At 53.0% G+C, this 26,959-nt stretch carries 23 protein-coding genes and 2 tRNA genes; 6 read left to right on the top strand and 19 right to left on the bottom strand.

The window, feature by feature from the left end; all coding sequences use genetic code 11:
- The first annotated feature begins 6 nt into the window (after nucleotides 1-6).
- The 5 genes from folK to ELY33_RS08330 all read left to right on the top strand — a co-directional run bounded on the left by folK (nucleotide 7) and on the right by ELY33_RS08330 (nucleotide 4,174).
- On the top strand, nucleotides 7-528 hold the full coding sequence (gene folK, locus ELY33_RS08310) for a 2-amino-4-hydroxy-6-hydroxymethyldihydropteridine diphosphokinase (RefSeq protein WP_126946651.1): 522 nt from the start codon (nucleotides 7-9) through the stop codon (nucleotides 526-528).
- 135 nt (nucleotides 529-663) lie between these two features.
- Nucleotides 664-1,455, top strand: coding sequence for a 3-methyl-2-oxobutanoate hydroxymethyltransferase (gene panB, locus ELY33_RS08315; protein WP_126946653.1), 792 nt, complete (start codon nucleotides 664-666; stop codon nucleotides 1,453-1,455).
- Between the two features lie 55 nt (nucleotides 1,456-1,510).
- A complete protein-coding gene (gene panC / locus ELY33_RS08320; protein ID WP_126946655.1) occupies nucleotides 1,511-2,380 on the top strand; it encodes a pantoate--beta-alanine ligase in 870 nt (289 codons plus the stop codon).
- Between the two features lie 26 nt (nucleotides 2,381-2,406).
- Nucleotides 2,407-2,787 (top strand): aspartate 1-decarboxylase, encoded by a 381-nt coding sequence (panD, locus tag ELY33_RS08325; protein ID WP_074397685.1) that lies wholly within the window; start codon nucleotides 2,407-2,409, stop codon nucleotides 2,785-2,787.
- Nucleotides 2,788-2,995: 208 nt separating this feature from the next.
- Nucleotides 2,996-4,174, top strand: coding sequence for an acetyl-CoA C-acetyltransferase (locus ELY33_RS08330; RefSeq protein ID WP_126946657.1), 1,179 nt, complete (start codon nucleotides 2,996-2,998; stop codon nucleotides 4,172-4,174).
- Between the two features lie 91 nt (nucleotides 4,175-4,265).
- Here ELY33_RS08330 and ELY33_RS08335 read toward each other — a convergent pair whose 3' ends face one another.
- From ELY33_RS08335 to rlmE, 16 genes are all read right to left on the bottom strand, one after another.
- On the bottom strand, nucleotides 4,266-5,435 hold the full coding sequence (locus ELY33_RS08335) for an MFS transporter (protein WP_126946659.1): 1,170 nt from the start codon (nucleotides 5,433-5,435) through the stop codon (nucleotides 4,266-4,268).
- 84 nt (nucleotides 5,436-5,519) lie between these two features.
- Nucleotides 5,520-7,682, bottom strand: a complete 2,163-nt coding sequence (pnp, locus tag ELY33_RS08340) for a polyribonucleotide nucleotidyltransferase (protein ID WP_126946661.1) — start codon at nucleotides 7,680-7,682, stop codon at nucleotides 5,520-5,522.
- A gap of 136 nt (nucleotides 7,683-7,818) precedes the next feature.
- Nucleotides 7,819-8,088: a 30S ribosomal protein S15 gene (gene rpsO / locus ELY33_RS08345; RefSeq protein ID WP_009723734.1), complete on the bottom strand. Its 270-nt coding sequence runs from the start codon at nucleotides 8,086-8,088 to the stop codon at nucleotides 7,819-7,821.
- A 119-nt stretch (nucleotides 8,089-8,207) separates the two neighbouring features.
- Complete coding sequence (gene truB / locus ELY33_RS08350; protein WP_126946663.1) at nucleotides 8,208-9,128, bottom strand: tRNA pseudouridine(55) synthase TruB; 921 nt, start codon at nucleotides 9,126-9,128, stop codon at nucleotides 8,208-8,210.
- Nucleotides 9,128-9,556 (bottom strand): 30S ribosome-binding factor RbfA, encoded by a 429-nt coding sequence (rbfA, locus tag ELY33_RS08355; RefSeq protein WP_126946665.1) that lies wholly within the window; start codon nucleotides 9,554-9,556, stop codon nucleotides 9,128-9,130. The genes truB and rbfA overlap by 1 nt, the downstream gene beginning before the upstream one ends.
- A gap of 17 nt (nucleotides 9,557-9,573) precedes the next feature.
- Nucleotides 9,574-12,165: a translation initiation factor IF-2 gene (infB, locus tag ELY33_RS08360; protein WP_126946667.1), complete on the bottom strand. Its 2,592-nt coding sequence runs from the start codon at nucleotides 12,163-12,165 to the stop codon at nucleotides 9,574-9,576.
- Between the two features lie 26 nt (nucleotides 12,166-12,191).
- Nucleotides 12,192-13,706, bottom strand: coding sequence for a transcription termination factor NusA (gene nusA / locus ELY33_RS08365; RefSeq protein WP_126946669.1), 1,515 nt, complete (start codon nucleotides 13,704-13,706; stop codon nucleotides 12,192-12,194).
- Between the two features lie 70 nt (nucleotides 13,707-13,776).
- Nucleotides 13,777-14,238 (bottom strand): ribosome maturation factor RimP, encoded by a 462-nt coding sequence (rimP, locus tag ELY33_RS08370; RefSeq protein WP_030074116.1) that lies wholly within the window; start codon nucleotides 14,236-14,238, stop codon nucleotides 13,777-13,779.
- A gap of 296 nt (nucleotides 14,239-14,534) precedes the next feature.
- Nucleotides 14,535-14,611, bottom strand: a tRNA-Met gene (locus tag ELY33_RS08375).
- Nucleotides 14,612-14,802: 191 nt separating this feature from the next.
- A tRNA-Leu gene (locus ELY33_RS08380) sits at nucleotides 14,803-14,889 on the bottom strand.
- A 33-nt stretch (nucleotides 14,890-14,922) separates the two neighbouring features.
- The gene (secG, locus tag ELY33_RS08385) at nucleotides 14,923-15,282 is read right to left on the bottom strand and encodes a preprotein translocase subunit SecG (RefSeq protein WP_126946673.1); all 360 of its coding nucleotides are present in this window, start codon (nucleotides 15,280-15,282) and stop codon (nucleotides 14,923-14,925) included.
- Nucleotides 15,283-15,286: 4 nt separating this feature from the next.
- Nucleotides 15,287-16,036, bottom strand: coding sequence for a triose-phosphate isomerase (gene tpiA, locus ELY33_RS08390; RefSeq protein ID WP_126946675.1), 750 nt, complete (start codon nucleotides 16,034-16,036; stop codon nucleotides 15,287-15,289).
- Between the two features lie 129 nt (nucleotides 16,037-16,165).
- On the bottom strand, nucleotides 16,166-17,515 hold the full coding sequence (gene glmM, locus ELY33_RS08395) for a phosphoglucosamine mutase (protein ID WP_126946678.1): 1,350 nt from the start codon (nucleotides 17,513-17,515) through the stop codon (nucleotides 16,166-16,168).
- Nucleotides 17,515-18,429 (bottom strand): dihydropteroate synthase, encoded by a 915-nt coding sequence (gene folP, locus ELY33_RS08400; protein ID WP_126946681.1) that lies wholly within the window; start codon nucleotides 18,427-18,429, stop codon nucleotides 17,515-17,517. Before folP ends, glmM begins: the two co-directional genes overlap by 1 nt.
- Before the next feature lie 106 nt (nucleotides 18,430-18,535).
- Nucleotides 18,536-20,545, bottom strand: a complete 2,010-nt coding sequence (gene ftsH / locus ELY33_RS08405) for an ATP-dependent zinc metalloprotease FtsH (protein WP_126946684.1) — start codon at nucleotides 20,543-20,545, stop codon at nucleotides 18,536-18,538.
- Nucleotides 20,546-20,786: 241 nt separating this feature from the next.
- Nucleotides 20,787-21,434 carry a 23S rRNA (uridine(2552)-2'-O)-methyltransferase RlmE gene (gene rlmE, locus ELY33_RS08410; protein WP_126947236.1) on the bottom strand — a complete coding sequence of 216 codons (648 nt, stop codon included), beginning with the start codon at nucleotides 21,432-21,434 and terminating at the stop codon, nucleotides 20,787-20,789.
- Nucleotides 21,435-21,548: 114 nt separating this feature from the next.
- Here rlmE and yhbY point away from each other — a divergent pair, with 114 nt between their 5' ends.
- On the top strand, nucleotides 21,549-21,875 hold the full coding sequence (gene yhbY, locus ELY33_RS08415; protein ID WP_126946687.1) for a ribosome assembly RNA-binding protein YhbY: 327 nt from the start codon (nucleotides 21,549-21,551) through the stop codon (nucleotides 21,873-21,875).
- Nucleotides 21,876-22,008: 133 nt separating this feature from the next.
- Here the strand turns inward: yhbY and greA are convergent, their stop codons facing one another.
- From greA to carA, 3 genes are all read right to left on the bottom strand, one after another.
- Complete coding sequence (greA, locus tag ELY33_RS08420) at nucleotides 22,009-22,485, bottom strand: transcription elongation factor GreA (RefSeq protein ID WP_126946689.1); 477 nt, start codon at nucleotides 22,483-22,485, stop codon at nucleotides 22,009-22,011.
- Entirely contained in the window at nucleotides 22,482-25,712 is a 3,231-nt protein-coding gene (gene carB, locus ELY33_RS08425) for a carbamoyl-phosphate synthase large subunit (protein ID WP_126946692.1), read from the bottom strand. The genes greA and carB overlap by 4 nt, the downstream gene beginning before the upstream one ends.
- 71 nt (nucleotides 25,713-25,783) lie before the next feature.
- Nucleotides 25,784-26,941 carry a glutamine-hydrolyzing carbamoyl-phosphate synthase small subunit gene (gene carA, locus ELY33_RS08430; RefSeq protein ID WP_208644222.1) on the bottom strand — a complete coding sequence of 386 codons (1,158 nt, stop codon included), beginning with the start codon at nucleotides 26,939-26,941 and terminating at the stop codon, nucleotides 25,784-25,786.
- Nucleotides 26,942-26,959: the final 18 nt, after the last annotated feature.

Genomic DNA, 26,959 nt, shown 5'->3' on the forward strand with positions numbered 1-26,959 from the left:
AGCGTAATGTCACTTGCTTATATTGGCTTAGGTAGCAATCTGGATAACCCGCTCGAGCACGTTCTTCAGGCCTTACGAGAGCTTGGCGAATTGCCTCTTTGCCAGCTTGTTGCTCACTCGTCTCTACATGCAACACGCCCAGTGGGACCACAAGATCAGCCTGACTTTATTAATGCCGTGGCTGCCCTTAAAACTAAGCTGTCACCGCTTGCACTGCTGGATCAGCTTCAAGCGCTAGAACAGCGCCACCGCCGTCGACGATTGCGTCACTGGGGGCCGCGCACGCTGGATTTAGATATGCTGCTTTATGATCAAGACACGATCACGCACCCCAGGTTAGCGGTTCCTCACCCCCATATGCATAAACGCGCTTTTGTATTAGCGCCTCTTGAAGAATTGGTGTTGGCCGCTCAACCTGAGCCAATACTTCTTTACCAACAGCCGCTTAAAGACTGGCTGAAGCACCTTGAGCAAAGCGACATACAACGGTTGAGCATTCCAGATGCCACCTCGACTGCTACCGTCTGACACAAATCTCGACACCAAGCCTCTATTTAGGTAACAATTACCAGTTACACTACTTCACGCTTGCAAGGACGCAACGTTTATAATGGTCGGCTGCCCACGTTGCATCGGCCCACTTAGAAACTACGAGAGCACGCCATGAAAACTGTCACTCTGAGCACTCTGCAGGCGTACAAGCGCGCCGGCGAAACGTTCAGCTGCCTGACCGCTTACGATGCCTCTTTTGCCCATGCTGCCAGCGCTGCAGGAATCGATGTTCTGCTAGTCGGCGACTCCCTGGGCATGGTGTTACAAGGACACAGTAGTACGCTCCCTGTGACCATTGAGGATATTTGCTACCACACGCGCTGCGCAGCGCGTGGTAAAGGCCATAGCCTGCTCATGGTGGACTTGCCTTTCATGAGCAATGCCACCACGGAACGCATGCTAGAAGATTCTGCCGCATTAATGCGTGCTGGCGCTGAACTGGTAAAAGTTGAAGGCGAAGCATGGATGGCCGACGGTATCCGTGAGATGACCCGGCGCGGCGTTCCGGTATGCGCCCACCTAGGGCTAACCCCGCAAACTGTTTACCAGTTAGGCGGTTATAAAGTGCAAGGCCGCGAAGCGGCCCAAGCCGAACAAATTATTAGTGATGCTAAAGTGCTCGTTGAGGCTGGCGCTTCCGTAATTCTGCTGGAATGTGTGCCAGCAAGCCTTGGTAAAGCGGTTACTGAGGCCCTGGATGTACCGGTGATTGGCATTGGCGCTGGCCCTGATACCGATGGTCAAATTTTAGTCATGCACGACGTACTCGGTGTCACCCACGGACGTACACCGCGCTTTGTCAAAAATTTCATGGCCGAGGCTGACAGTATTCAAAGCGCGTTTGAACACTACCATGAAGCGGTTAAAACCCGTGCCTTCCCTGCAACTGAACATTGTTTTTAAGCACCATCTTTAAGCACTATCTTTAAGCACCATCTGGAACGGCAGCGACTTCTTTATGCGCACGTTAAGAGATATCAACGAATTACGTAAAACGCTTAGCGAGATTCGCCAGCGTGGCCAACGCGTTGCTTTAGCGCCCACAATGGGCAATCTGCATCAAGGTCATCTGGCACTTGTGACCAATGCCCGTCAGCACGCGGACGTCGTCGTTTCAAGCTTGTTCGTGAACCCGATGCAGTTCGGTCCTGGTGAAGACTTGGACGCCTACCCACGCACGTTTGAGGCGGATCAGGCGCAATTGACAGATGCAGGCTGCGATATCCTCTTTGCTCCCACTGTCAGTGCGCTTTATCCCAACGGTTTGGGCAGCCAAACCCGCGTGCATGTTCCCGAGGTAGGCGAAGGGTTGTGCGGAGGGTCGCGCCCTGGGCACTTTGATGGTGTTTCTACCGTCGTCAGCATGCTGTTAAACCTGGTGCAGCCGGATGTGGCCTGCTTCGGCGAAAAGGATTACCAACAACTGGCGGTCATTCGTAAGCTGGTGAATGATCTACACATGCCTATCGAGATTATCGGCGTACCGATTGTGCGCGCCGATGACGGTCTGGCGCTCTCCTCTCGTAATGGTTATTTAAACGAGTTTGAACGCGCAAAAGCCCCCCTGCTGTATCGCACGTTGTGCGAACTGCGCGATGCGTTAGTGCGCGGCACCCCCACCGAACAGGTACTACAACAGGGGAAAACAGCCCTGTATGATGCTGGCTTTACGCCTGATTACCTTGAGCTACGTGACACGACGCTTGCTCCTGTGAGCAGTTCGACACGTAATGCCGTGTTATTAGCAGCGGCTAAGCTAGGCCCTGCTCGACTTATTGACAATATCAGCGTGCAGCTCCCAAACGCTGCCTCTGACACTAGCCTGTAGGCTAGTTTCGCTATTTAGGAGTTTCTATGCACACGATTATGCTTAAAGCCAAGCTGCATATGGCTCGCGTTACCCACGCGGTACTCAACTACGAAGGTTCCTGCGCTATCGACGGTGAACTGCTGGATATGGCCGGTATTCGTGAAAATGAGCAGATCCAAATCTATAACGTGGAAAACGGCGAGCGTTTCACCACCTACGCGATTCGTGGAGAAGAAGGCTCTCGGCTAATTTCCATCAATGGCGCAGCCGCACATTTAGCCGCTCCGGGACACCGCATCATTATTTGTAGTTACGCTCACTACGCCGAAGCAGAGCTCGACAACCACCAGCCTGCGCTTGTGTATCTGCAAGAAGGTAACCACGTTAGCCACACCAGCAACGCGATTCCTGTTCAGTTAGCGTAAGCCAAGCCGTTGAGTAAGCACCTATTTAACGGGCCGTTTATCGGCCCGTTTTTATTTGCCTAAAAAGGCGTATTGCCGCAACGCACAACCTTCCCCTATGCTATTAGGTGAGTTTGACACAACATGCTAATAACAATGGATAGTCAGCTCTCCCAGAAGCTTCTATCCTCATTCGGAACGTTGCGTTACTTACCCAAGGAGTCATCATATGCAAGACGTGGTTATTGTCGCCGCTCGCCGCACCGCCGTAGGAAGTTTTGGTGGATCACTCGCTGGCATTCCAGCAAGCGATTTAGGTGCATTGGTTATTAAAGACATTCTCGCCTCTACCGGCGTTGCCCCAGAGCAAATTGATGAAGTGTTGCTAGGCCAAGTGCTGACAGCGGGTGTGGGACAGAACCCCGCGCGCCAGTCAGTTATCAAGGCTGGCTTGCCAGAATCCGTACCTGCCATGACGATTAACAAAGTGTGTGGTTCGGGTCTTAAAGCACTGCATTTAGCGACTCAAGCCATTCGCTGTGGGGATGCTGAGATTATTCTGGCGGGTGGCCAGGAAAACATGTCTGCTTCTCCCCATCTTCTGCCTAACTCGCGTAATGGCCAGCGCATGGGTGATTGGAAAGCCATTGACTCTATGGTTCACGACGGCTTATGGGATGCGTTCAACAACTATCACATGGGTATCACCGCGGAAAATCTGGCGGAAAAATACAGTATCACCCGCGAAGCGATGGACGAGTTCGCGGCGGCCTCTCAGCAGAAAGCCGCACAAGCTATCCGCGATGGAAAATTCAAAGGCCAGATCGTTCCAGTGGAAATTCCACAGCGCAAGGGCGACCCAGTGGTGTTTGATACGGATGAGAACCCACGGGAAGTCAGCGCTGAAAAGCTGGGTGGTATGCGCCCCGCGTTCAAGAAAGACGGCACCGTTACCGCCGGTAACGCCTCATCGTTAAACGATGGCGCTGCGGTGGTGATGCTCTGTTCAGCAGAAAAAGCCAAGGAACTTGGCCTAGAGCCATTGGCGCGTATTGCCGCTTACTCTAACGCGGGTGTTGACCCTGCCATTATGGGCATTGGCCCGGCACCGGCCACACGCCGCTGTCTCGAAAAAGCGGGCTGGAGTCTGGACGATCTAGATCTGGTAGAAGCTAACGAAGCCTTCGCAGCTCAGGCGCTTTCAGTCAACAAAGAGCTGGGCTGGGATGTCAGCAAGGTGAATGTTAACGGTGGTGCTATTGCGTTAGGTCACCCGATCGGGGCTTCCGGCTGTCGTATCTTGGTCAGCCTGCTGCATGAGATGATCGCGCGTGATGCTAAGAAAGGTCTTGCCACCCTATGTATCGGCGGCGGCCAAGGCGTCGCACTGGCGATAGAACGCCCTTAACCGCAATTTTTAATTCGTTTAAACACCATGCCCCCGCTAATAGCGGGGGCATTTTTGATAGCTTATTTTTCACAGTTTAGGTTGCAACGCCCTAGCGACGCTTCTCGCCTACAATGCCCGAAGGCGTTCGCCATACCAACAGCGTCCCCAGCAGGAATAACCCCGATGCTGCCCACATGGCAATAGGCAGGCTAGCGCCGTCGACGATACGCCCACCAAACATTGCCCCTAAACCAATCGACATATTAAAGGTAAATGCCATCAACGCGGTAGCAGCTTCAGTATTAGGTGCCGTGCGTATAATCCAAGTTTGAATACTCACTGACACACTGCCAAAAACAGCCCCCCATACCATTAGCAGCAGTATGCCGCTGGTAGGCTGAACACCCAACAGCGGGAATACAGCCACGACGAGCAGTAAGAGGCTAGGAATAGCCAACACCGCCCGGTAAGGGTGACGCCCAGCAAAGATGCCTGCTGCGATATTCCCCAGGATACCCGCCGCCCCGTACAACAGCAGCAAGCTGCCAACATGACGCTGAGCGACGCCGCTAATTTCCTGCAGAATCGGGCTAATAAAGGTGTAAGCAGCAAAGTGCCCCACAACGACGAAGCCAGTAGTTAATACCGCGACTCGCACACCACGGTTACTAAACTGTTGCGCTAACATACGTAATCGTACCGGCTCTCTTGGTGGCAATGGCGGTAACCAATACCACAGCGCAATCGCGGTTAGCAGGCTCAGCCCACCCAGCGCCCCAAACGCTACTCGCCAATTGCTCAAATCTCCCAGTAGCGTTCCTAGCGGCACCCCCAAGACTGATGCAGCGGCTACCCCGCTGAAAATAATCGTCATGGCCTTGGCAACTTGATCGCCGGGCACCAGCCGCGGGGCAATACTGCCCGCAATGGCCCAAAATCCACCGATACTGATCCCCACCAGCACCCGAGCCGCCAGTAAAAATCCAAAATTACTGGCCACTGCTGAAAGCACGCTGCCAATCACCATCACAATCATCATCAACGTAAGCATGATGCGTCTATCTAACCGACCTACCGCTACCGGCAACAGCGGCGCTGAGAAAGCGGCAACGACCCCAGGCACGGTCACCATGAGACCTGCCATGCCAGACGTAACACCCATTGATGACGCCACCTGAGACAGCAGTCCAATCGGCAGTTGCTCAGCCGTCACCAATAAAAAAATACCCATCATCACGGCCATCACCGCCCACCAACGCGGCGCTTGTTCCTGCTCCATGGCGCTTTTCCTATACTGCCTATAAAACGACACCGCCCCCGCAACTGAAAGTTGCGGGGGCGGTTGTTACGCCTGCATCGCTACTTAGTTAGCGACATCCGCCTCAGCAGCGGCGAAAGCTGCTTTCTCTTCCTCGGTGATCTCTTTGATTGAGAGTTTCACCCGGTTGCGGTTATCGATATCCAATACTTTTACAATGATATCATCGCCTTCATTTAGGAAGTCGCGCACGTTGTTAACGCGCTCGGCCACGATTTGCGAGATGTGTACCAAGCCGTCGGTACCGGGCATGATGTTAACGAAAGCGCCGAAGTCCGCAATGCGCACTACTTTACCGTTGTAAAGCTTGCCAATTTCCGCCTCTGCGGTAATTGCCAGCACGGTATCAATGGCTTTTTTGGCCGCGGCTTTATCTTCAGCGTAGATGCGTACGGTGCCATCGTCATCCAGATCAATGGAAGCGCCAGTATCCTCGCAAATTTTGCGAATCATCGCGCCGCCTTTACCAATCACATCACGAATCTTATCCGGATCGATTTTAATAGTGGCCATGGACGGGGCGTTTTCCGACACATCGGTGCGGCTCTGGCTGATCACGTCGTTCATCTGAGCAAGGATACTGAGACGGGCATCGTAAGCCTGCTGCAGCGCCTTTTCCATGATCTCTTCATTGATGCCTTCAATCTTAATGTCCATCTGCAGAGCAGTAACGCCCTCTTCAGAACCGGCAACTTTGAAGTCCATATCACCCAGGTGATCTTCGTCACCCAAAATATCGGTCAATACCGCATAGCCGTCTTCATCTTTCACCAAGCCCATGGCAATACCTGCCACCGGTGCTTTTAGCGGTACACCAGCATCCATTAGTGCGAGCGAGGAGCCACACACCGACGCCATGGAGCTAGAACCATTAGATTCAGTGATTTCCGATACCACACGGATGGTATAGGGGAAAACGTCTTCTGACGGCAGCATCGCTTGAACGCCCCGGCGTGCTAAGCGACCATGACCGATTTCACGGCGTTTCGGCCCGCCAAAAAAGCCGGCTTCACCAACACAGTAGGGAGGGAAATTGTAGTGCAGCATAAAGCGGTCTTTCCGCTCACCTTCCAGGGACTCGATCAACTGGGAATCACGTAGAGTGCCCAAGGTAGCGATCGCGATTGCCTGGGTCTCACCACGGGTGAATACTGCTGAACCGTGTGTTTTAGGCAATACGCCCACTTCAATCGCTAACGGACGCACTGTGGTGTTGTCGCGGCCGTCAATGCGTGGTTCGCCTTTTACAACACGAGAACGCACAACGCGCTTCTCAAGGCCGGCAAACGCACCTTTCACATCATCTTTGCTGAACTTACCTTCTGTTTCTTCGCCTTCAGCAGCAACTAGCTGTGCGACAGCATCATCTTTCAGTGCTGACAACGCATCTTGGCGAGCCATTTTGTCAGTAATGCGATATGCGTCACCTACTTTGGCTTCAAAGGCATCAGCCATGGCTGTTTTCAGCGCTACATTTTCTTCCGCTGGCTGCCAGTCCCAACGCGGTTTGCCGGCGTCTGCGACAAGCTCTTTAATCGCACTAACGGCTACCTGCATTTCCTGGTGACCAAACAGCACGGCACCCAGCATTTCGTCTTCAAGCAGCTCTTGGGCTTCCGACTCCACCATCAATACGGCGTTTTCGGTGCCGGCAACCACCATGTCCAACTCAGAGGTAGTCAACTCTTCAACCGTTGGGTTTAGGAAGTAACCCTGCTCTTCATTAAAGCCCACGCGTGCCGCGCCAATCGGGCCATTGAACGGCACACCAGCAATACTCAACGCCGCTGAGGTGCCCAGCAGGGCCGCGATATCCGGATCATGATTACGGTCAGTCGATAGAACGGTACAGATGACCTGCACTTCGTTCATAAACCCTTTAGGAAACAGCGGACGGATCGGGCGGTCTATCAGGCGCGAGGTTAGGGTTTCTTTCTCAGTAGGACGCCCTTCACGTTTGAAGAAGCCGCCGGGGATCTTGCCTACTGCGTAGGTTTTCTCTTGGTAGTGTACCGAGAGCGGGAAGAAAGGCTGATTAGGGTTTGCTTCTTTTTTGGCCACCACCGTACACAGTACGACAGTTTCATCCATGGTCACCATAACGGCGCCAGTGGCTTGGCGAGCAATGCGCCCAGTTTCTAGGGTGACGGTGCTACGACCGTATTGAAACGTTTTTTTTACCGGATTCACGGCGACTTCCTTTAACATTAATATCTACTTGTCTTTTCGCATGGTCGTTTTGACTCGCCACCATTCTAGGCGCTGTGGCGCCATACGGCTACCAGAAACAAAAAAACGGGCAGCCCACAAGGGGCTGCCCGTTTTTGATCGTTGCCGTTAACGCTTAACGACGTAGACCTAAACGCTGAATCAGAGACTGATAGCGTTCAAAATCTTTACGCTTCAGGTAATCCAGCAGCTTACGACGCTGGTTTACCATGCGGATCAGACCACGACGAGAGTGGTGATCCTGCTTGTTGGTCTTGAAGTGGTCCTGCAGGCCATTAATGTTGGCGCTTAGCAGTGCAACCTGAACTTCAGGGGAACCGGTATCGTTATCGCCGCGGCCGTATTCGTTGACGATCTCGGCCTTCTTCTCAGCGGTTAATGCCATCTGTCTCTCCAGTAAGCAATATGCCTAAAAATGAATGGTTGAGACCACGCATATTTGCAGTCTCATGCGACTATCTTCACGTACAATTTTCGCGCAAATCGTCACATCCTTGCAACGTTTTACGAAATGGCGACCGTACTTAACAGCCGCTTAGGAGCCACTTCCTGACCCCCTTTTACAACACCGAGGCCAATAAACGTCTCAGCATGATACAGTCTCGCTAGTGCATCGGGTGCAAGTGCACCGATAGCTAAGCTAGCCGACTGACCGTGAGCGAGACGCCCAAAGGCGGTTTCATCTACCGTCAGCGACGGCAAATGATCGACCAGCACATCTACAGGCATCAGTTCAGCCTCGCGATCAGCTTGGTCTGCCAAGGCCTCCAGGCCTTCCAGTGTCCACATTGCATCGCCGTTAAAAGGCCCGGTTTTAAGCCTTCTCAACTGACTAATGTGGGCACCACAGCCTAGCGCAAGGCCTATATCTTCAGCCAATGTACGAATGTACGTGCCTTTGCTACAGCTGACCTCAAGCTCGAAGGCCGTGCCCTCGAATGCAAGCAGCCGCGCATCATACACGCTTACTCGTCGCGCTGCACGCTCAACGTGCTTACCCTCGCGGGCCAGTTCGTAGAGCTTTTTACCTTGATGCTTTAATGCCGAATACATCGGCGGCACCTGATCAATCTCACCGCGAAAGCGGTTTAAGACTGACGCGACATCCTCGGCCGTTAAGCCAGGAACCTCGCGTCGCTCAATGACCGTGCCTTCGGCATCGCCGGTGTCGGTGATCACCCCCAACTCTACGCGGGTGCGATACATCTTGTCGGCTTCCAACAGGTGCGCAGAGAACTTTGTGGCTTCCCCAAGACAAATAGGTAACAAACCTGTTGCCATGGGATCCAGCGTGCCGGTATGACCGGCTTTTTGCGCCTCAAACAGACGGCGCACACGCTGCAGCGCATGGTTGCTGGAAATACCCTTCGGCTTATCCAGCAGCAGTACGCCATTCACAGGCAATCCGCGGCGGCGACGTGCCATTAGCGCGCCTCCTCACCATTGCCGTTTTCGCTATCGTTTTCACGAGCCTCATCATCGTCGTGTTGACGGGCGCGATCAGTTGACACCGCCTCGTCGATCAAAGATGAGAGGTGCTGGCCGCGCACCACGCTTTCATCATAATGGAAGCGCAGTTCAGGTACGTGACGCAGCTTAATACGTTTGGCAATTTGGCTTCTTAGAAAACCTCCAGCGCGCTTTAGCACCTGTAGATTTTCCTTGATACGCGCAGGATCTTGCTCACCCAATAAGGTGACATAGATATCGGCGTAGCCAAGGTCACGACTAACGGTCGCACCACTCACCGTAATCATGCCTAAACGCGGGTCTTTTACTTCGCGCTGGATCAGTACTGCCAGCTCCTTTTGGAGCTGGTCAGCAACTCGGTCGGCACGCTTGAATTCGCGCATGATTGCTCCTCGCGGCCTTACAGGCTGCGCTCGACCTTCACTTGGTCAAAGACTTCGATCTTGTCGTTAACCTGAACATCGTTGTAGTTCTTCACGCCGATGCCACACTCCATGCCGTTACGCACTTCTTGAACGTCATCTTTGAAGCGACGCAGCGACTCGAGTTCACCTTCGTAAATCACCACGTTGTCACGCAGCACGCGGATACGCTTGTTGCGCGAAACGGAGCCTTCGACAACCATACAGCCGGCCACCGCGCCAATTTTCGGCGCACGGAACACGTCGCGCACTTCGGCAACACCGACGATCTCTTCTTTCCACTCGGGCGCGAGCATACCGCTCATTGCCTGCTTAACCTCATCGATCAGCTGGTAGATAACGCTGTAGTAGCGCAGATCCAAGCCTTCACGTTCGATGATTTCACGAGCAGCGGCGTCAGCACGGACGTTGAAACCTACAACAATCGCTTCAGAAGCAAGCGCCAAGTTGGCATCGGTGCCGGTGATACCGCCAACACCCGAGGAGACCACGGCAACTTCAACTTCACCCGTGGAGAGTTCTTCCAGGGCACCTTTGATCGCTTCCAGCGAACCTTGAACATCAGCCTTCAGAACGATGTTGACCTTGGCCACTTCGTCTTGGCCCATCTGGCTGAACATATTCTCCAGCTTGGCCTTCTGCTGACGTGCTAGGCGCACTTCACGGTATTTGCCTTGGCGGAAGTTAGCCACTTCACGGGCTTTCTTCTCGTCAGCAACGACCATGAAGTCATCACCCGCGTCCGGCGTACCATCCAGACCTTGGATTTCAACCGGCATAGCAGGGCCAGCGGTATCAACTTGCTTGCCCAGTTCGTTGGTAAGCGCACGAACGCGACCGTAATGCAGACCCGCAAGAACGATATCGCCTTTCTTCAGCGTTCCGTTTTGCACGAGTACAGTGGCTACTGGACCGCGGCCTTTATCAAGACGCGATTCGACGACGACACCTTTACCAGGTGCAGAAGGCACAGCCGTCAGTTCAAGCACTTCAGACACTAGCTGAATAGCTTCCAGCAGCTCTTCGATACCTTCGCCGGTATGTGCGGACACATGTACAAACTGAGTATCGCCGCCCCACTCTTCTGAGATCACGCCATGTTGCGAAAGCTCGTTCTTGATACGATCCAGATCAATGCCTTGCTTATCGATCTTGTTCACCGCCACTACCATCGGTACTTCAGCAGCTTTGGAGTGCTCGATCGCTTCAATCGTCTGGGGCATCACGCCGTCGTCCGCAGCAACGACCAGGATGACAACGTCAGTGGCTTTCGCACCACGGGCACGCATCGCGGTAAACGCCGCGTGGCCAGGAGTATCCAGGAAGGTTACGCCACCGTGGTTGTCTTCAACGTGATAAGCACCGATGTGCTGGGTAATACCGCCAGCTTCGCCTGTAGCGACTTTGGCGCGGCGGATATAATCCAGCAGCGATGTTTTACCGTGGTCAACGTGACCCATAACGGTGACCACCGGTGAACGGGTGATCTCTTCGCCTTCGTAGGAGATGCCTTCCAGCATTTCCGTTTCCAGCGCATCGTCTTTAACCAGCTTAACCTTGTGGCCCATCTCTTCAACGACGATGGCCGCTGTATCCTGGTCAATCGTTTGGTTGATAGTCACTGCCGCACCCATGTTGAACATGGCTTTGATGACTTCATTGGCCTTGATCGACATTTTGTCAGCCAGTTCAGCAACGCTGATCGACTCGGGAATCGAGACTTCACGTACGATTGGCTGGGTCGGCTTTTGGAAAGCATGCTTGCCGTTGCCACTCTTGGTGGCACCACCACTACGACGACCGCCGCGGCGCTCGGCACGTTTTACTTTCTTACCGCCACCACCGCGCTTACGCTCTTCGCGGTCACCACGATCATCCTCGTCATCACGGCCCTTTTTCTTAGCCGCTGCCTTTTTAGGAGGCGCTGTACGACGATCCGTGCGGCCTTCTTTAGGCGGCGCTGGCGGTAAATCATCAGGTGCCGGCGAGTCGTCGATTTGAAGCTCAGGCACCGCGACATCAGATTTCGCCGGCGCTTTGGCTGTTCTAGGCCTTGAATCAATCTCTTTTTGACTACGCGCTGCTTCAGCTTCTTTATTACTGCGCGCAGTCGCTTCAGCTACCTGTGCAGCACGGGCTTTCTGTGCGGCGGCTTTTTCCTCTGCTTCGCGGACATCACGAGCTTTACGCTCGGCTTCTGCTTCAGCCATATCACCTACCAACTGACGCGGGCCAGAGTGCTTCGGCTCGGGAGCTTTTGGCTTATCGTCCTCAGCGCTCTTAACGTACGTTTTCTTCTTACGTACCTGCACTTCAATCGTTTTGCCACGCTCGCCAGTTTTAATACGGCTGCGGGTTTTGCGCGTCAGCGTAATGCGGTTTTTACTAGCATCGCTATCACCGCCGCCATGACTTTTCTTCAAAAAGCTTAGCAGCGTTTGCTTATCGTCTTCAGACACTGCGTCGCCTTCTGACGCATGCTTTAAACCTGCTTCTTTCATCTGTTCCAATAGGCGGGGCACATCACGGCCCACCTTTACTGCAAAATCTTTAACTGTCATATCTGACATAGTGACCCTCCTCAACCCGTGACCTTTTACTGTGTGTTCGAATCCGATACGCCATCGTCTTCAAACCAGGGCGCACGGGCAGTCATGATCAGTGCCGCTGCGCGCGCTTCGTCCAACTCCTCGATATCGACCAGATCGTCGACAGACTGCTCGGCGAGATCTTCCATGGTGACGATGCCTCGGCTAGCCAGAATGAAGGCCAGGTGGCGCTCCATGCCGTCCATGTCCAGCAGGTCGGCTGCTGGTTGGGCACCGTCTAGCGCTTCTTCCGAGGCAATGGCCATCGTCAGCAGCTCGTCTTTCGCTCGTGCACGCAACTCTTCAATCAAATCTTCATCGAATTCTTCGATTTCGAGCATCTCTTCAAGCGGCACGTAGGCAACTTCTTCAAGGGTGGTGAACCCTTCTTCTACTAATAGGCGGGCAACGTCTTCGTCCACTTCGAGATGCTGAACAAAAGAATCCACCAAGCTATCAATTTCCTGCTCACGCTTTGACTCAGCTTCATCTTCAGTCATCACGTTAATGCGCCAACCCGTTAGCTCAGAGGCTAAGCGCACGTTCTGACCGCTACGACCAATGGCCTGAGCCAAGTTATCATGAGCAACGGCCACGTCCATGGCATGAGCATCTTCGTCAACCAGGATAGATGCCACATCGGCAGGTGCCATGGCATTTATCACCAACTGCGCCGGATTATCGTCCCACAGCACAATATCGACACGCTCATTTTGTAACTCTGACGATACTGCCTGTACGCGTGAACCACGCATACCAACGCACGCCCCAACAGGGTCGATACGGCGGTCGTTAGTTTTAACAGCGATTTTGGCTCGTGAGCCTGGGTCGCGCGCCGCGCCTTTAATTTCAATCAGCTGTTCAGCAATTTCTGGCACTTCAATTTTGAACAACTCAATGATGAACTCAGGGCAGGTACGTGACAGCTGTAACTGTGCACCACGCGCGTCTGGATCAACTTTCACTAACAATGCGCGTACCCGTTCATTCATACGGTAGCGTTCACCGTGGATCATTTCATTACGTGGCAAGAACGCTTCAGCGTTTTCACCTAAGTCAATGATCAAACCGTCACGGGTGGTTTTCTTGACAATACCTGCCACCAGTTCGCCTTCACGGTCAGCGTACTGACGAACGACTTCAGCGCGTTCGGCTTCACGTACCTTTTGGACAATAACCTGCTTGGCAGTTTGCGCAGCAATACGACCAAAAACGGCATTTTCAATTTTTTTCTCAACCACATCGCCTAGTTTAAGCGGCGGATCACGCTGCTCAGCGATGGTTTCTTTAATTTCATAATCTGGTGTTTCAAATTCGTCATCTTCGACAACGGTCCAGTAACGGAACGTATCGTAATCGCCTGTGCGGCGATCGATATGTACGCGTACGTTGGCTTCTTCTTGATCAAAACGCTTGCGTGACGCGCTAGCTAGCGCGGCTTCAACCGCTTCAAAAATAACATCGCGGGGGACGCCTTTTTCATTAGAGATCGCGTCCACGACCATTAAAATTTCTTTACTCATGCGTTTGCCTCGCCAGAAAACCTGTCCTTTTGTGCATCATCCCGGCAGCCTGCCGGAAGCCGCCACCCGTTTATTCGTCGAATTGCGGGACGACGTGCGCAGAATCGATGCTTTCGATTGGAAAACAGTACTCTTCGCCATCCAGCTGTAGCAGTACCTCATCGCCTTCGACACCGGCGAGAAGTCCTTGATATTTACGCCGTCCATCAAAAGCCACACGCAGTTTAAGAGCAACATGGTGGCCTTGATAACGAATAAATTGATCCAGGGTATATAAGGGACGTGCCATACCGGGCGACGAAACTTCCAAGCGGTACTCGCCGGGAATAGGATCTTCCACATCCATGACAGCACTGACTTGACGACTAATATCAGCGCAATCTTCCACACTGACGCCGCTTTCGCGCTCAATATAAATTACTAGCCGCGAATGCTTGCCCTGGGAAAGATGGTCGATCCCCCATAGCTCAAAACCCATGGCGGCTACGACAGGTTCGATCAGCGCGTGAAGCGCAGCGTGTTTTGTGGCCACAGACAAAGCTCCTATAGCCGTTGCATCAGGCACCTGACCAGGAGTTGAATGAAAAGCTAGGTGGCTGATTGGCGTTACCCGGAAATGTGTCTCTGGCAATTCGGAAGACATCCGCTCTGGAGACACTCTTGGCTCTCGAAAAGCTACTAACAAAAAGCCCCTTCACAGGAAGGGGCTTTTCGAAAGAAACCTGTAGTACCATTTAGCACCATGCTCGGCAACTGCCGCTGTTCTATCTAGGTCAAGACTAACAAGAATTGAGACCCGTTTGAACGACTATCCATGCTACTAATAAATGGTAGCGGGGACCGGATTTGAACCGATGACCTTCGGGTTATGAGCCCGACGAGCTACCAGACTGCTCCACCCCGCATCAATCTAGGTCGACGATAATAGGCACTTGAAACACTTACGTCAAGAACTCTTTTCGTCTTACAGTGCCAGTCCCTACTTTTAATCACTGCTTTCAATCAATACTTTCTTTCGCAAAAACTTATTTGACGAAAGACTCTTTGAAAAAAGCTTTCAAAAAACTCTGGAAGGCTGGCTAGCCAGCGAAACAGATGGTGCCGAAGGCGGGACTTGAACCCGCACGACCATACGGTCACTACCCCCTCAAGATAGCGTGTCTACCAATTCCACCACTTCGGCAACAGGGGAGGCTAAAAAAGCAGTATCAATATGTTACTCGCTGCTTTCCTCTAGCACTGGCGCGGTATTATCCATACTAGCAGGCCCATCGTCAAGCGTTGGGATATTGCGTTGCTGCTCAATTAAGCGAGAGTCAGGAATACCGGCTTCAGGCGCTTGTACTGCCTGGGTCGCAAAATAAGCTAACGCCATCGAGGTGACAAAAAATCCGGCTGCTAAAAGCCCCGTTGCACGCGACAAAAAGTTACCGCTACCCCGCGAACCAAAAACGGTCTGCGATGCTCCCCCACCAAAGGCAGCACCGGCTTCGGCACCTTTACCCTGCTGAAGCAGGATGAGCACAACCAAGGCGATCGCAATCACCACGTGAACCATAAGAATTGCAACTTGCATGGGATTATCCTGCTGACTGACAAATGGCGTAGAAATCGTCGGTTTTGAGCGAAGCACCGCCCACTAAACCGCCGTCGATATCCGGCTGAGCGAGTAACTCAGCCGCATTGTTTGCATTCATGCTGCCGCCGTAAAGCAATTTAAGCTGCTCGGCTAGCGTTTTATCAAACCCTGCTTGGTAGGTACGAATACCGGCCATCACTTCCTGAGCTTGATCAGGTGTTGCTGTGCGCCCTGTCCCGATTGCCCATACAGGCTCATAGGCAATCACAATTTTAAGCCGCTGCGCTGGCTCTAAACGCGCCATTGTATAGCCAACTTGCCGCAACACAACATCCATCGTGCTATCGGCATCTCGCTCTTCTAGGGTTTCACCAACACAAAGAATCGGTGTTAGACCTACGTCAAGCGCGGCGACCAAGCGGTCAAACACCTGCTCGTCACCTTCTCTATAAAGCTGGCGGCGCTCGGAGTGGCCGACCAGCACGTAGGCCACATTAAACTCTCTAAGCATGCGCCCACTAATTTCACCCGTATGCGCACCCGAATGCTGAGGATTGAGCGTCTGTGCCCCTAACTGTAACGGCGTGTTTTGGAACGCACTGCGTGCTGCTTCCAAATAGGGAAACGGCGGAATAATCACAACGTCAATATCATTAGACAGTTTGGCCGCGCTGAAGGCGTCTCCAAACGCTTGAATCAACGCCGTGGAACCATTCATTTTCCAGTTACCGGCAATTAATGGCGTACGCATCGATTATCCTCACTCAAGATGGAGCGAAATGGTATAGGAGCGGCCTTGTCAAGACAACCGCTGTTATACAGCTTCATTAGTTGGATGTAGTTATTGAGCACACTGACTTATTAAGCTTCCCTTAGTAGGTTAGCTAAGCAATGCCTGAACCTGATCCGCCAATTTATGCGCTAAACGATCAACATCCAGGTGAGCACGCCCTTCTACCATCACACGAATAAGCGGCTCAGTGCCCGATGGCCGAAGCAGCACACGGCCTTGGTCACCTAACTCATCTTCAAGCGCAGCCACTGCGTTCATTAGCGGCTCTGCCGTCATGACATCTTTTGCATTGGTGCCCGCAGGCAGCCTAACGTTGACCAGCGACTGAGGCACCTTCTCTAACCCCTTCAGTAGAGATAGCAGTGGCTTTTGCTCTCGTATCATCAGTGCCAGCACTTGTAACGCTGAAACGATTCCGTCACCGGTCGACTGAACATGACCACATACAATGTGGCCTGAAGACTCTCCGCCAAGCTCCCAGCCGTTGGCAGCCATCATTTCCATGACGAAGCGGTCACCAACTTTCGCACGCTGAAAGGGAATTCCCAGCCGCTCCAGCGCCATGGCAAGCCCGAAATTACTCATCAGGGTGCCTACTACGCCGCCCTCAAGCAGCCCCCGCTCATGACGATCTCGGGCAATAAGATAAAGAATATCGTCGCCATCCACCTCACGGCCATCAGCATCTACTAGAAGTACGCGATCACCATCGCCATCAAAGGCAATACCCAGATCCGCGCCTTGCTGTATCACCGCAGCGCGCAGTGCCGCAGGATGGGTAGACCCTACCTGATGATTAATATTCAAGCCATCAGGGGAAGCACCTATCACGCTAACGTCAGCGCCCAATTCTCGAAACACGTTTGGCGCAATGTGGTAGGTCGCGCCATGAGCACAATCCAGCACAATTTTTAAGCCATGCAGGCTAAGGCGGTCTGGCAATGTTGATTTACAAAATTCGATATAGCGCCCAGCCGCATCATCAATACGGGTTGCCTTACCCAACTGAGCAGCGCCTGCCGTTGACAGAGGCGCTTCTAGCATTTCCTCAATACGATCTTCGATCTCGTCAGGCAGTTTTTTTCCTTCAGCAGAGAAAAACTTAATGCCATTATCGTCAAACGGATTATGGGAGGCAGAAATCACAATGCCTGCGTCAGCGCGGAAGGTTCGCGTTAGGTAGGCAATACCTGGCGTCGGCATCGGCCCCAATAGCGAAACATCGACACCCGCAGCGGAAAAACCCGCTTCAAGCGCGGACTCAAACATATAGCCTGAGAGACGCGTATCTTTTCCAATTAAAACGCGGGTACGGCCTTTTTCACGGCGCAGTACTTGCCCCGCCGCCCAACCCAACTTGAGCATAAAGTCGGCAGTAATCGGCGCTTGTCCGACCGAGCCGCGAATGCCGTCGGTACCAAAATAACGTCGCGTCATTAAGTTATCTCCTTATTTAACGATGGCTCGCAGCCTTCCTGAAGCACCGCCCATGCCATATTAACGGCATCTACCGTGGGGCCGACATCATGTACACGTATGATATTGGCACCACGCTCGACCGCCATGGCGGCTAGCGCAAGCCCTCCAGCCAAACGCTCTTCCACCGGACGACCCAATACTTTGCCGATCATGCTCTTCCGCGACATGCCTACTAACAGTGGCAACTCCAACGTCTGAAGCTCATCCATGTACTTCAGCAGGCGCAGGTTGTGCTCAATAGTTTTGCCAAAACCAAAGCCAGGATCTACCAGCAAACGGCTACGATGAATTCCAGCAGCCTCGCACGCTGCTACCCGTTCAGCCAGATAGCTGGCTACCACTAATTCAACTGGCTGGCCGTAATACGGCGACTGCTGCATATCCTGGGGTTCACCCTGGCGATGCATTAAACAAACCGGCAGGCCAGTGCTTGCCGCAGCACCCAGCGCACCCTGGCGTTCCAACGCTCGCACATCGTTAATCATGCCAGCGCCAAGTGCACTTACTTCGCGCATAACAGCAGGGCTGCTGGTGTCCACTGAGACCAGTGCATCTAACTCCCGCACTAACGCTTCAACCACAGGCACCACGCGGTCTAATTCCTCTTGCTCCGATACAGAACCAGCCCCTGGACGAGTCGACTCCCCCCCCACGTCAATTATCGCAGCACCTTCTGCCAACATTCGCTCAGCATGGTGCAGTGCACTATCTAAGCCAACATGTTGCCCACCATCAGAAAAGGAGTCCGGCGTAACGTTCAGAATACCCATTACCCGTGGAAACGAAAGATCCAGCGAATGACGTCCACAGCGCAGGTGATATGCGCTATCCGTTGCCCAGGAAGGCGATGAAGAGTCAACTATCGGTTTCATGCTGCGGCCTACTAAAAGAAAAGCGTGTTTGCAATTGATCGACAGCATAACAAAAAGGCGCCCCATTATGGGACGCCTTTCCTAACATCACTAGCGTTTGCGTATCTTATGGGCCTGCAGGGCCTCCTAGCGGGTCAGAAGGACGGCGGCGTGGCTCGTCGTCATCTTCTTCGCCGTCGTCGCCAGACGCACCGGGATGTGTACCACCTGCCTTTTCTCCAGACTTCTCTTCGGGCTTGTCATCATTGGCACGCGTGCCGCCGCCAGATGAATCACCTTCGTTCCAGTCTTCAGGCGGGCGCGGGTCGCGCCCTGCCATAATATCTTTCAGCTGGTCGGCATCGATAGTTTCGTACTTCATCAGCGCTTCGGCCATAGCGTCTAGCTTGTCACGATTATCTTCCAAAATCTGACGCGCCTGCTCGTAACACTCATCGATAATCTTACGAACTTCTTTATCGAGACGAGAGGTGGTTTCGCCAGACTTTAGCTTGCCGCCACCCTGACCAGGGCCACCTAGGAACTGATGGGACTCATCCTCGTCGTACATGATCGGGCCCATTTCATTCGACAGCCCCCACTTAGCGACCATGTTGTGGGCGAGCTCCGTGGCGCGCTTGATATCGTTTGAGGCACCGGTGGTAACACCGTTAGCACCCAACGTCATCTCTTCAGCAATACGGCCTCCAAACAGCGAGCAAATTTGGCTGAGAATTTGCTGGCGCGACAGGCTGTAACGATCTTCTTCCGGCAAGAACATCGTGACACCAAGCGCACGGCCACGGGGTATGATCGTCACTTTATAAACAGGATCATGCTCAGGCGCTACCAAGCCAATAATGGCATGACCTGATTCGTGATACGCCGTATTGAGCTTCTCTTTGTCCGTCATGACCATCGACTTGCGCTCAGCGCCCATCATGATCTTATCTTTAGCAAGCTCCAGTTCTTCCATAGCAACCAAACGCTTGTTACGACGGGCTGCAAACAATGCGGCTTCGTTGACCAAGTTCGCAAGGTCCGCACCAGAGAAGCCTGGCGTACCACGCGCAATCAACTGCGGTTTAACATCATCGGCCAAAGGCACTTTGCGAAGATGGACACCCAAAATGTGTTCACGACCACGAATATCCGGCAGGCCAACCGTTACTTGACGGTCAAAACGCCCTGGGCGCAATAGCGCAGGATCGAGAACGTCTGGACGGTTAGTTGCTGCAATAACGATGACACCTTCATTGGCTTCGAAGCCATCCATTTCTACCAGCAACTGGTTGAGTGTCTGCTCGCGCTCATCGTTACCGCCGCCCATGCCAGCACCGCGTGAACGGCCTACCGCGTCGATTTCATCGATAAAGATAATGCACGGCGCTTGTTTCTTAGCTTGCTCGAACATGTCACGAACACGAGAGGCACCAACACCGACGAACATTTCGACGAAGTCTGAACCCGAGATAGAAAAGAACGGCACTTTAGCTTCGCCCGCAATGGACTTAGCCAGCAGCGTTTTACCCGTTCCTGGCGGACCTACCATCAAGACACCACGAGGTATCGTGCCACCCAGACGTTGGAATTTAGTAGGATCGCGTAAAAAATCCACTAGCTCTTCAACTTCTTCTTTCGCTTCGTCGCAGCCTGCGACGTCGGCAAACGTAGTCTTGATCTGGTCTTGAGAAAGCAACTTAGCTTTGGATTTACCAAAGCTCATCGGGCCGCCCTTTCCGCCACCGGCACCGCCCTGCATCTGGCGCATAAAGAACATAAAGATGGCCAAGATTAGCAGAATCGGGAAGCTCGCGATCAGTAAGCGCGTCCAAATACTTTGCTGTTCTGGCGCTTTACCAACAACGGCGACGCTGTTGCTTAGCAAATCATCCATCAACTTCGGATCTTCCGCCGCTGGGCGAATGGTCTGAAACTGAGAGCCGTCCGTACGCTCGCCCGTGATGGTATAACCATCAATGGTGACGCTGCGTATCTGCTGATTTTGCACCTGCTGCACAAACTGGGAGTAGTTGGTGGTTTGCGGTGCGCTTTCCGTACTGAAATTATTGAACACTGTCAGTAGAACGGCCGCGATGACCAACCACAGAATCAAGTTCTTCGCCATATCGTTCAAGGGGCTACCCTCATTACAAGAATCCGTCAGTTAACCGCTAATACTCAGACCATACACTAGAGCTTAACGTTCAACCATTGCCAAAGCACATTTCACTTTGGGCCATCTGTGTCACGCTCGTCCAACGTGCATAATGTGACACAATTTACGCCTGCCTGTCTGGCAATCGTGGTGATAAATATTTGCTATTACTACTCGCTAACACGATTGTTGGTATTCGCTAGCACAGAGCCGCCTCTCGTTAGCCACGAAATCCTTCCGCTAGAAAATAAACTTCCCGTGAGCGCGCCCTTGAAGCATCCGGCTTGCGAGTCACGACACGATCAAAGCTACTTCGAAGCGCTTTCAAATAGTTATCAAACCCTTCACCTTGAAACACCTTGGCTAAAAAGCACCCACCCGGCGGCAGCGTTTCTCGCGCAAGTTCCAAAGCGAGTTCGACAAGGTACATTGCCTGGGGCTGATCAATGGCCGCCATACCACTCATATTGGGGGCCATGTCGGACATCACAAGGTCTACCTGACGATTTCCTAATCGCTCAAGGATCGCGTTGAGCACACTCTCCTCGGTAAAATCGCCCTGAACAAAGTCAACACCTGCCAGTGCATCCATTTCTAATATGTCTGACGCTATCACAACACCTTCAGGCCCCACCTTTTCTGCGGCAATTTGACTCCATCCGCCTGGGGCGGCGCCGAGATCAATAACCGTCATACCTGGGCGCAACAGTTTATCCTTTTCATCCAGCTCAAGCAGCTTATAGCTTGCACGGGAACGATAGCCATCTTGCCAACGTTGCTTCACATACTGATCATCGAAATGTTCTTTCTTCCAGTTGCTGCTGGTCTTGCTCACTGAGTGTTTACGGCTTGGGGGTTTTTGCTGCATGTGGGAATCTAACACTGGAATAAGAGATGGGCGCATTTAAGCGATTGCTTTCACTTAACGGCATTTCACCGTAAGATGGAGCGTTAAGCGCTAACCGGGATACCGCAAGATACCATGAGCTTGTCACAGGCACAAAAGAAAGCATTTCGTAGCATTGGCCACCACCTTAATCCCGTGGTCACCGTTTCTGAGAACGGCGTCTCCGAAAACCTGCTCGCAGAACTCAGCCGCGCGCTCAACGATCATGAGCTGATCAAAGTGAAGCTCGCAATTCCAGAACGCGACGACCGTGTCGCCATGATCAATGAGCTGATCGCCGACAGCAACGCTGAGCTAGTACAAACCATTGGTAAGATGGCGCTGTTCTATCGCCGCAATCCAAAGGTAAATCCTAAGCTTTCTAACATCACGCGTTTTGAAAACCACCACGGGCGGCATTGACCCAAACGAGCAACGTTAAATCATTAGTGAATCTAAAGGCCCGCGTCAGTACCTCCGCGGGCCTTTTAGTTTGCCTGGATAACGGGATGTAAGCGCCACATAGACGCTTACGCCGCAGCTTTACAGCAACGAATCAGAGGTGTTCAACACTCTCGATTTCGTACTCAACGTCGCCACCCGGGGTTTTTACCACCACCACATCGCCCTCTTCTTTCCCAATCATTGCGCGAGCGATAGGCGAGGTCACGGAAATGCGACCCTCTTTAATATTGGCTTCGTCTTCACCAACAATTCGATAGGTAACACTGGCGTCGCTATCGAGATTCAGCAACGATACAGTTACGCCGAAGATCACTTTGCCAGTTCTCGGCAGCTTGGTAACATCGATGACTTGAGCACCTGAAAGTTTGCTTTCAATTTCTTGAATACGGCCTTCAATAAACCCTTGCTGTTCGCGAGCAGCGTGGTACTCAGCGTTCTCTTTGAGATCACCATGTTCACGCGCTTCAGCAATCGCAGCAATAACCTGAGGGCGAGCTTCGCCTTTCAGGTGATTAAGCTCTTCGCGAAGACTTTTTTCTCCCGCTACCGTCATCGGGACCTTGTTCATTGACTTGCTCCTGCATGCAGATCCTGAAGGCGCCGCACCGTAATCTCCCTACCGTACTCAAGCGCCATGCAAACAGCATTAGCGCCCGCCAAGGTGGTCGCATAAGGCACCTTGCGCGCGAGAGCAGTACGGCGAATAATTGAAGAGTCGTTAATAGCTTGACGACCTTCAGTCGTGTTCACGATGTAGGCGATTTCGTCGTTCTTCAGCAGATCGACGATATGGGGACGGCCTTCGTAGACTTTATTGACGTGCTCCACTTCCAGTCCAGCAGCTTCAAGTGCCGCCGCTGTCCCTCGCGTTGCACATAGTGTGAAGCCCAATGTTAGCAGAGAACGCCCCACTTCGATAATCCCCTGCTTATCTGGCTCGCGCACCGAAAGAAACGCTTTACGTTCACCATCTAATGCGGGAATGGCTTCGCCAGCGCCAAGCTGCGCCTTAAAGAAGGCTTCTGCAAACGTATCGCCAGAGCCCATCACTTCGCCCGTTGACTTCATTTCAGGCGAAAGAATTGGGTCAACGCCCTGGAACTTGTTAAACGGGAAGACCGCTTCTTTCACACTATAGAAATGCGGGATGATTTCACGCTCAAAGCCCTGTTCAGCCAGTGTCTTACCTGCCATGCAGCGGGCAGCAATCTGCGCTAGCGAGATACCAATGCACTTAGACACAAACGGCACGGTACGTGAAGCACGGGGATTGACCTCAATGACATAGATTTCGCCATCCTGCCACGCCAACTGCACATTCATCAGGCCTTTAACACCAAGTTCAACCGCCATTTTCTTGACTTGCTCGCGCATTTCATCCTGCACATCAGCAGGCAGCGAGTAAGGCGGCAGCGCACAGGCAGAATCACCAGAGTGAACACCGGCTTGCTCAACGTGCTGCATAATGCCGCCAATCACCACCTGCTGACCGTCAGAGACAGCATCGATATCAATTTCGACCGCCGCACTCAAGAAATGGTCAAGCAAGACAGGAGAGTCGTTAGACACCTTCACCGCATTGGTCATGTAGTTTTCAAGCTCGGAGGCATCGTAAACAATCTCCATTGCTCGCCCACCCAATACGTAACTTGGGCGCACCACCAATGGGTAACCAATGGCTTCAGCCTTGGAAAACGCCTCTTCAAAACTACGGGCGGTAGCGTTGGGCGGTTGCTTCAGACCTAGCTTGTCGATCATTACCTGAAAGCGCTCGCGGTCTTCAGCGCGGTCAATGGCGTCTGGCGTGGTACCGATAATCGGCACGCCTGCCGCTTCCAGCTCACGGGCGAGCTTCAGCGGCGTTTGACCACCAAACTGCACAATCACGCCTACCGGCTTCTCTTTATCAGCAATTTCAAGCACATCTTCCAACGTTACCGGCTCAAAATAGAGACGATCCGAGGTGTCATAGTCGGTAGAAACGGTTTCCGGGTTGCAGTTGACCATGATAGTTTCATAGCCGTCATCGCGCATGGCGAAGGCAGCATGAACACAACAATAATCGAATTCGATACCTTGACCAATACGGTTGGGGCCACCGCCAAGCACCATAATTTTCTGGCGATCTGTCACCTGTGCTTCGCACTCCTCTTCATAGGTGGAGTACATGTAAGCGGTGTCAGAGGCAAATTCCGCAGCGCAGGTATCAACACGCTTATAAACCGGACGTATGCCCGCTGCCTGGCGGGTTTTGCGGAACGCTTTTTCCGACACGCCAAGCAGCTTGGCCAGTCTCGCATCGCCAAAGCCTTTACGCTTAAGCTGATAAAGCTCATTAGCAGAGAAGTCGGCCAGGGAACGCTTAGCGACGGCATTTTCAGTCAGCACCAAGTCTTCCAACTGCACCAGAAACCAAGGGTCAATATTGGTTAACGCAAACACCTCATCAACACTCATGCCAGCGCGCATGGCATCAGCGATATAGAAGATACGCTCAGCACCGGCAGCCTGCAGCTCACCCTGAATGATCGTCATGTTGTCTGGCGTGAAATCAGTAATAATCGGATCAAGGCCATCGTTGCCAGTTTCCAGCCCACGCAGGGCTTTCTGCATGGATTCCTGGAAGGTACGGCCAATCGCCATGACTTCGCCCACTGATTTCATTTGAGTGGTCAGACGGTCATTTGCTTGCGGAAATTTTTCGAAGGTAAAGCGCGGGATTTTAGTAACGACATAATCGATGGACGGCTCAAACGACGCGGGCGTGCGGCCACCGGTAATATCGTTTTGCAGCTCATCTAGGGTGTAACCTACCGCCAGTTTCGCGGCGATTTTGGCAATCGGGAAGCCTGTGGCCTTAGATGCTAGCGCCGACGAGCGCGACACCCGAGGGTTCATCTCGATAACCACCAAACGGCCGGTTTTCGGATCCATACCAAACTGTACGTTGGAGCCGCCGGTTTCCACACCAATCTCGCGCAGCACCGCAAGGCTGGCGTCACGCATGATCTGGTACTCTTTATCGGTCAGCGTTTGCGCTGGCGCGACGGTAATTGAGTCACCGGTGTGAACGCCCATGGGGTCAAAGTTTTCAATCGCACAAACAATGATGCAGTTGTCGTTCTTGTCCCGCACCACCTCCATTTCGTACTCTTTCCAACCCAGCAGCGACTCATCAATCAATAGCTCGTGGTTGTTAGAAAGTTCGAAACCGCGGGTACAGATTTCTTCGAACTCTTCCTTGTTATATGCCACGCCGCCACCGGAGCCGCCCATGGTGTAAGAAGGACGAATAATGGCTGGAAAACCTAGTTCGGCCTGAGCTTCCCAGGCCTCATCCATGGTGTGCGCCACTTTCGCTTTTGGGCACTCCAAACCAATGCGCTTCATGGCTTGATCGAACAGATCGCGATCTTCAGCCATGTTAATCGCATCGGCGTTGGCACCAATCATTTCGACGCTGTACTTATCCAGTACACCGTATTTTTCCAAGTTTAGCGCACAGTTCAGCGCTGTCTGTCCACCCATGGTGGGCAGAATCGCGTCTGGGCGCTCGACTTCGATGATTTTTTCGACCGCCTGCCAGGTAATTGGCTCGATGTAGGTCGCATCCGCCATGGCCGGGTCGGTCATGATCGTGGCTGGGTTCGAGTTAACCAAAATAACCCGGAACCCTTCTTCGCGCAGCGCTTTACACGCCTGGGCGCCGGAGTAGTCAAATTCGCAGGCCTGGCCGATGACAATCGGACCAGCGCCAATGATAAGAATGCTGTTGATATCGGTACGCTTAGGCATAACGGTTCCCGCAAAATAGGTGACGATGAGCGACAAAAAATGGCGTTACATGGCGGTAATAATGGGCAGCGTTAGCGACGCGCCTGCATCATGGCAATAAAGCGATCAAACAGCGGCGCTACATCGCGCGGGCCTGGGCTAGCTTCTGGGTGACCCTGGAAGCTGAACGCCGGGTAGTCAGTACGCTCAATCCCTTGCAGCGTGCCATCAAACAGCGAACGATGCGTCGCGCGCACGTTATCCGGCAGGCTCGCTTCATCGGCAGCAAAGCCGTGGTTTTGGCTGGTGATCATTACCGTGCCAGTGTCTAAATCTTGCACCGGGTGGTTAGCGCCGTGATGGCCATGGCTCATCTTGACTGTTTTCGCGCCGGAGGCCAGCGCCAGCAACTGGTGACCCAGGCAGATACCAAAGACTGGCATGTTGCTTTCCAGCACTTCCTGGATCGCCTTGATGGCGTAGTCACAAGGTTCAGGGTCGCCAGGGCCGTTAGCCAAAAAGACACCATCCGGTTTCATGGCCAATACGTCAGCCGCCGGCGTTTGCGCTGGCACCACCGTCAATCGGCAGCCCCGCGCGGCCAGCATGCGCAGGATGTTAAATTTCACACCGAAGTCGTACGCCACCACGTGGTAAGCACCCTCGCCCTTTCCATCAGGGCCGGCAGTATCCGCATAACCTTCGCCCAGCGTCCACTCGCCTTGCGTCCATTCGTAAGCCTCTTTGCACGAGACCTCTTTGGCCAGATCCATGCCTTTCAAGCCTGGAAATGCTTTCGCTGCCGCCAGCGCCCGCTCTACTGCATCATCGCCCTCGGCTTCCGCCCCCGCCAAAATCGCACCATTCTGCGCACCTTTATCGCGTAGAATGCGCGTTAAACGGCGAGTATCGATATCCGCAATGCCCAGCACATTTTGGCTTTTCAGATAATCAGAAAGGGTTTGCTCAGAACGGAAACTGCTGGCTAACAGAGGAAGATCACGAATCACCAAGCCCGCTGCGGCAATCGATGCGGATTCCACATCTTCGGAATTAATGCCGGTATTGCCAATATGAGGATAGGTCAGCGTGACGATTTGACGGGTGTAAGAAGGGTCAGTGAGGATTTCCTGGTAGCCGGTCATGGCTGTATTGAACACCACCTCACCGCTTGTGACGCCATCCGCGCCAATGGCAATTCCATGAAACACACTGCCATCTTCCAGGGCCAATATCGCGGGTTTGCTCAATGCGGGGTTATTCAAAAC

It is taken from the genome of Vreelandella andesensis, assembly GCF_003989795.1.
GTDB classification, from domain to species: Bacteria; Pseudomonadota; Gammaproteobacteria; order Pseudomonadales; family Halomonadaceae; genus Vreelandella; species Vreelandella andesensis.

Bases quoted from the DNA above. Each gene is read 5' to 3' on its own strand.
- folK (WP_126946651.1), top strand. From the start codon at position 7: ATGTCACTTGCTTATATTGGCTTAGGTAGCAATCTGGATAACCCGCTC.
- panB (WP_126946653.1), top strand. From the start codon at position 664: ATGAAAACTGTCACTCTGAGCACTCTGCAGGCGTACAAGCGCGCCGGC.
- panC (WP_126946655.1), top strand. From the start codon at position 1,511: ATGCGCACGTTAAGAGATATCAACGAATTACGTAAAACGCTTAGCGAG.
- panD (WP_074397685.1), top strand. From the start codon at position 2,407: ATGCACACGATTATGCTTAAAGCCAAGCTGCATATGGCTCGCGTTACC.
- ELY33_RS08330 (WP_126946657.1), top strand. From the start codon at position 2,996: ATGCAAGACGTGGTTATTGTCGCCGCTCGCCGCACCGCCGTAGGAAGT.
- ELY33_RS08335 (WP_126946659.1), bottom strand. From the start codon at position 5,435: ATGGAGCAGGAACAAGCGCCGCGTTGGTGGGCGGTGATGGCCGTGATG.
- pnp (WP_126946661.1), bottom strand. From the start codon at position 7,682: ATGTTAAAGGAAGTCGCCGTGAATCCGGTAAAAAAAACGTTTCAATAC.
- rpsO (WP_009723734.1), bottom strand. From the start codon at position 8,088: ATGGCATTAACCGCTGAGAAGAAGGCCGAGATCGTCAACGAATACGGC.
- truB (WP_126946663.1), bottom strand. From the start codon at position 9,128: ATGGCACGTCGCCGCCGCGGATTGCCTGTGAATGGCGTACTGCTGCTG.
- rbfA (WP_126946665.1), bottom strand. From the start codon at position 9,556: ATGCGCGAATTCAAGCGTGCCGACCGAGTTGCTGACCAGCTCCAAAAG.
- infB (WP_126946667.1), bottom strand. From the start codon at position 12,165: ATGTCAGATATGACAGTTAAAGATTTTGCAGTAAAGGTGGGCCGTGAT.
- nusA (WP_126946669.1), bottom strand. From the start codon at position 13,706: ATGAGTAAAGAAATTTTAATGGTCGTGGACGCGATCTCTAATGAAAAA.
- secG (WP_126946673.1), bottom strand. From the start codon at position 15,282: ATGCAAGTTGCAATTCTTATGGTTCACGTGGTGATTGCGATCGCCTTG.
- tpiA (WP_126946675.1), bottom strand. From the start codon at position 16,036: ATGCGTACGCCATTAATTGCCGGTAACTGGAAAATGAATGGTTCCACG.
- glmM (WP_126946678.1), bottom strand. From the start codon at position 17,515: ATGACGCGACGTTATTTTGGTACCGACGGCATTCGCGGCTCGGTCGGA.
- folP (WP_126946681.1), bottom strand. From the start codon at position 18,429: ATGAAACCGATAGTTGACTCTTCATCGCCTTCCTGGGCAACGGATAGC.
- rlmE (WP_126947236.1), bottom strand. From the start codon at position 21,434: ATGCAGCAAAAACCCCCAAGCCGTAAACACTCAGTGAGCAAGACCAGC.
- yhbY (WP_126946687.1), top strand. From the start codon at position 21,549: ATGAGCTTGTCACAGGCACAAAAGAAAGCATTTCGTAGCATTGGCCAC.
- greA (WP_126946689.1), bottom strand. From the start codon at position 22,485: ATGAACAAGGTCCCGATGACGGTAGCGGGAGAAAAAAGTCTTCGCGAA.
- carB (WP_126946692.1), bottom strand. From the start codon at position 25,712: ATGCCTAAGCGTACCGATATCAACAGCATTCTTATCATTGGCGCTGGT.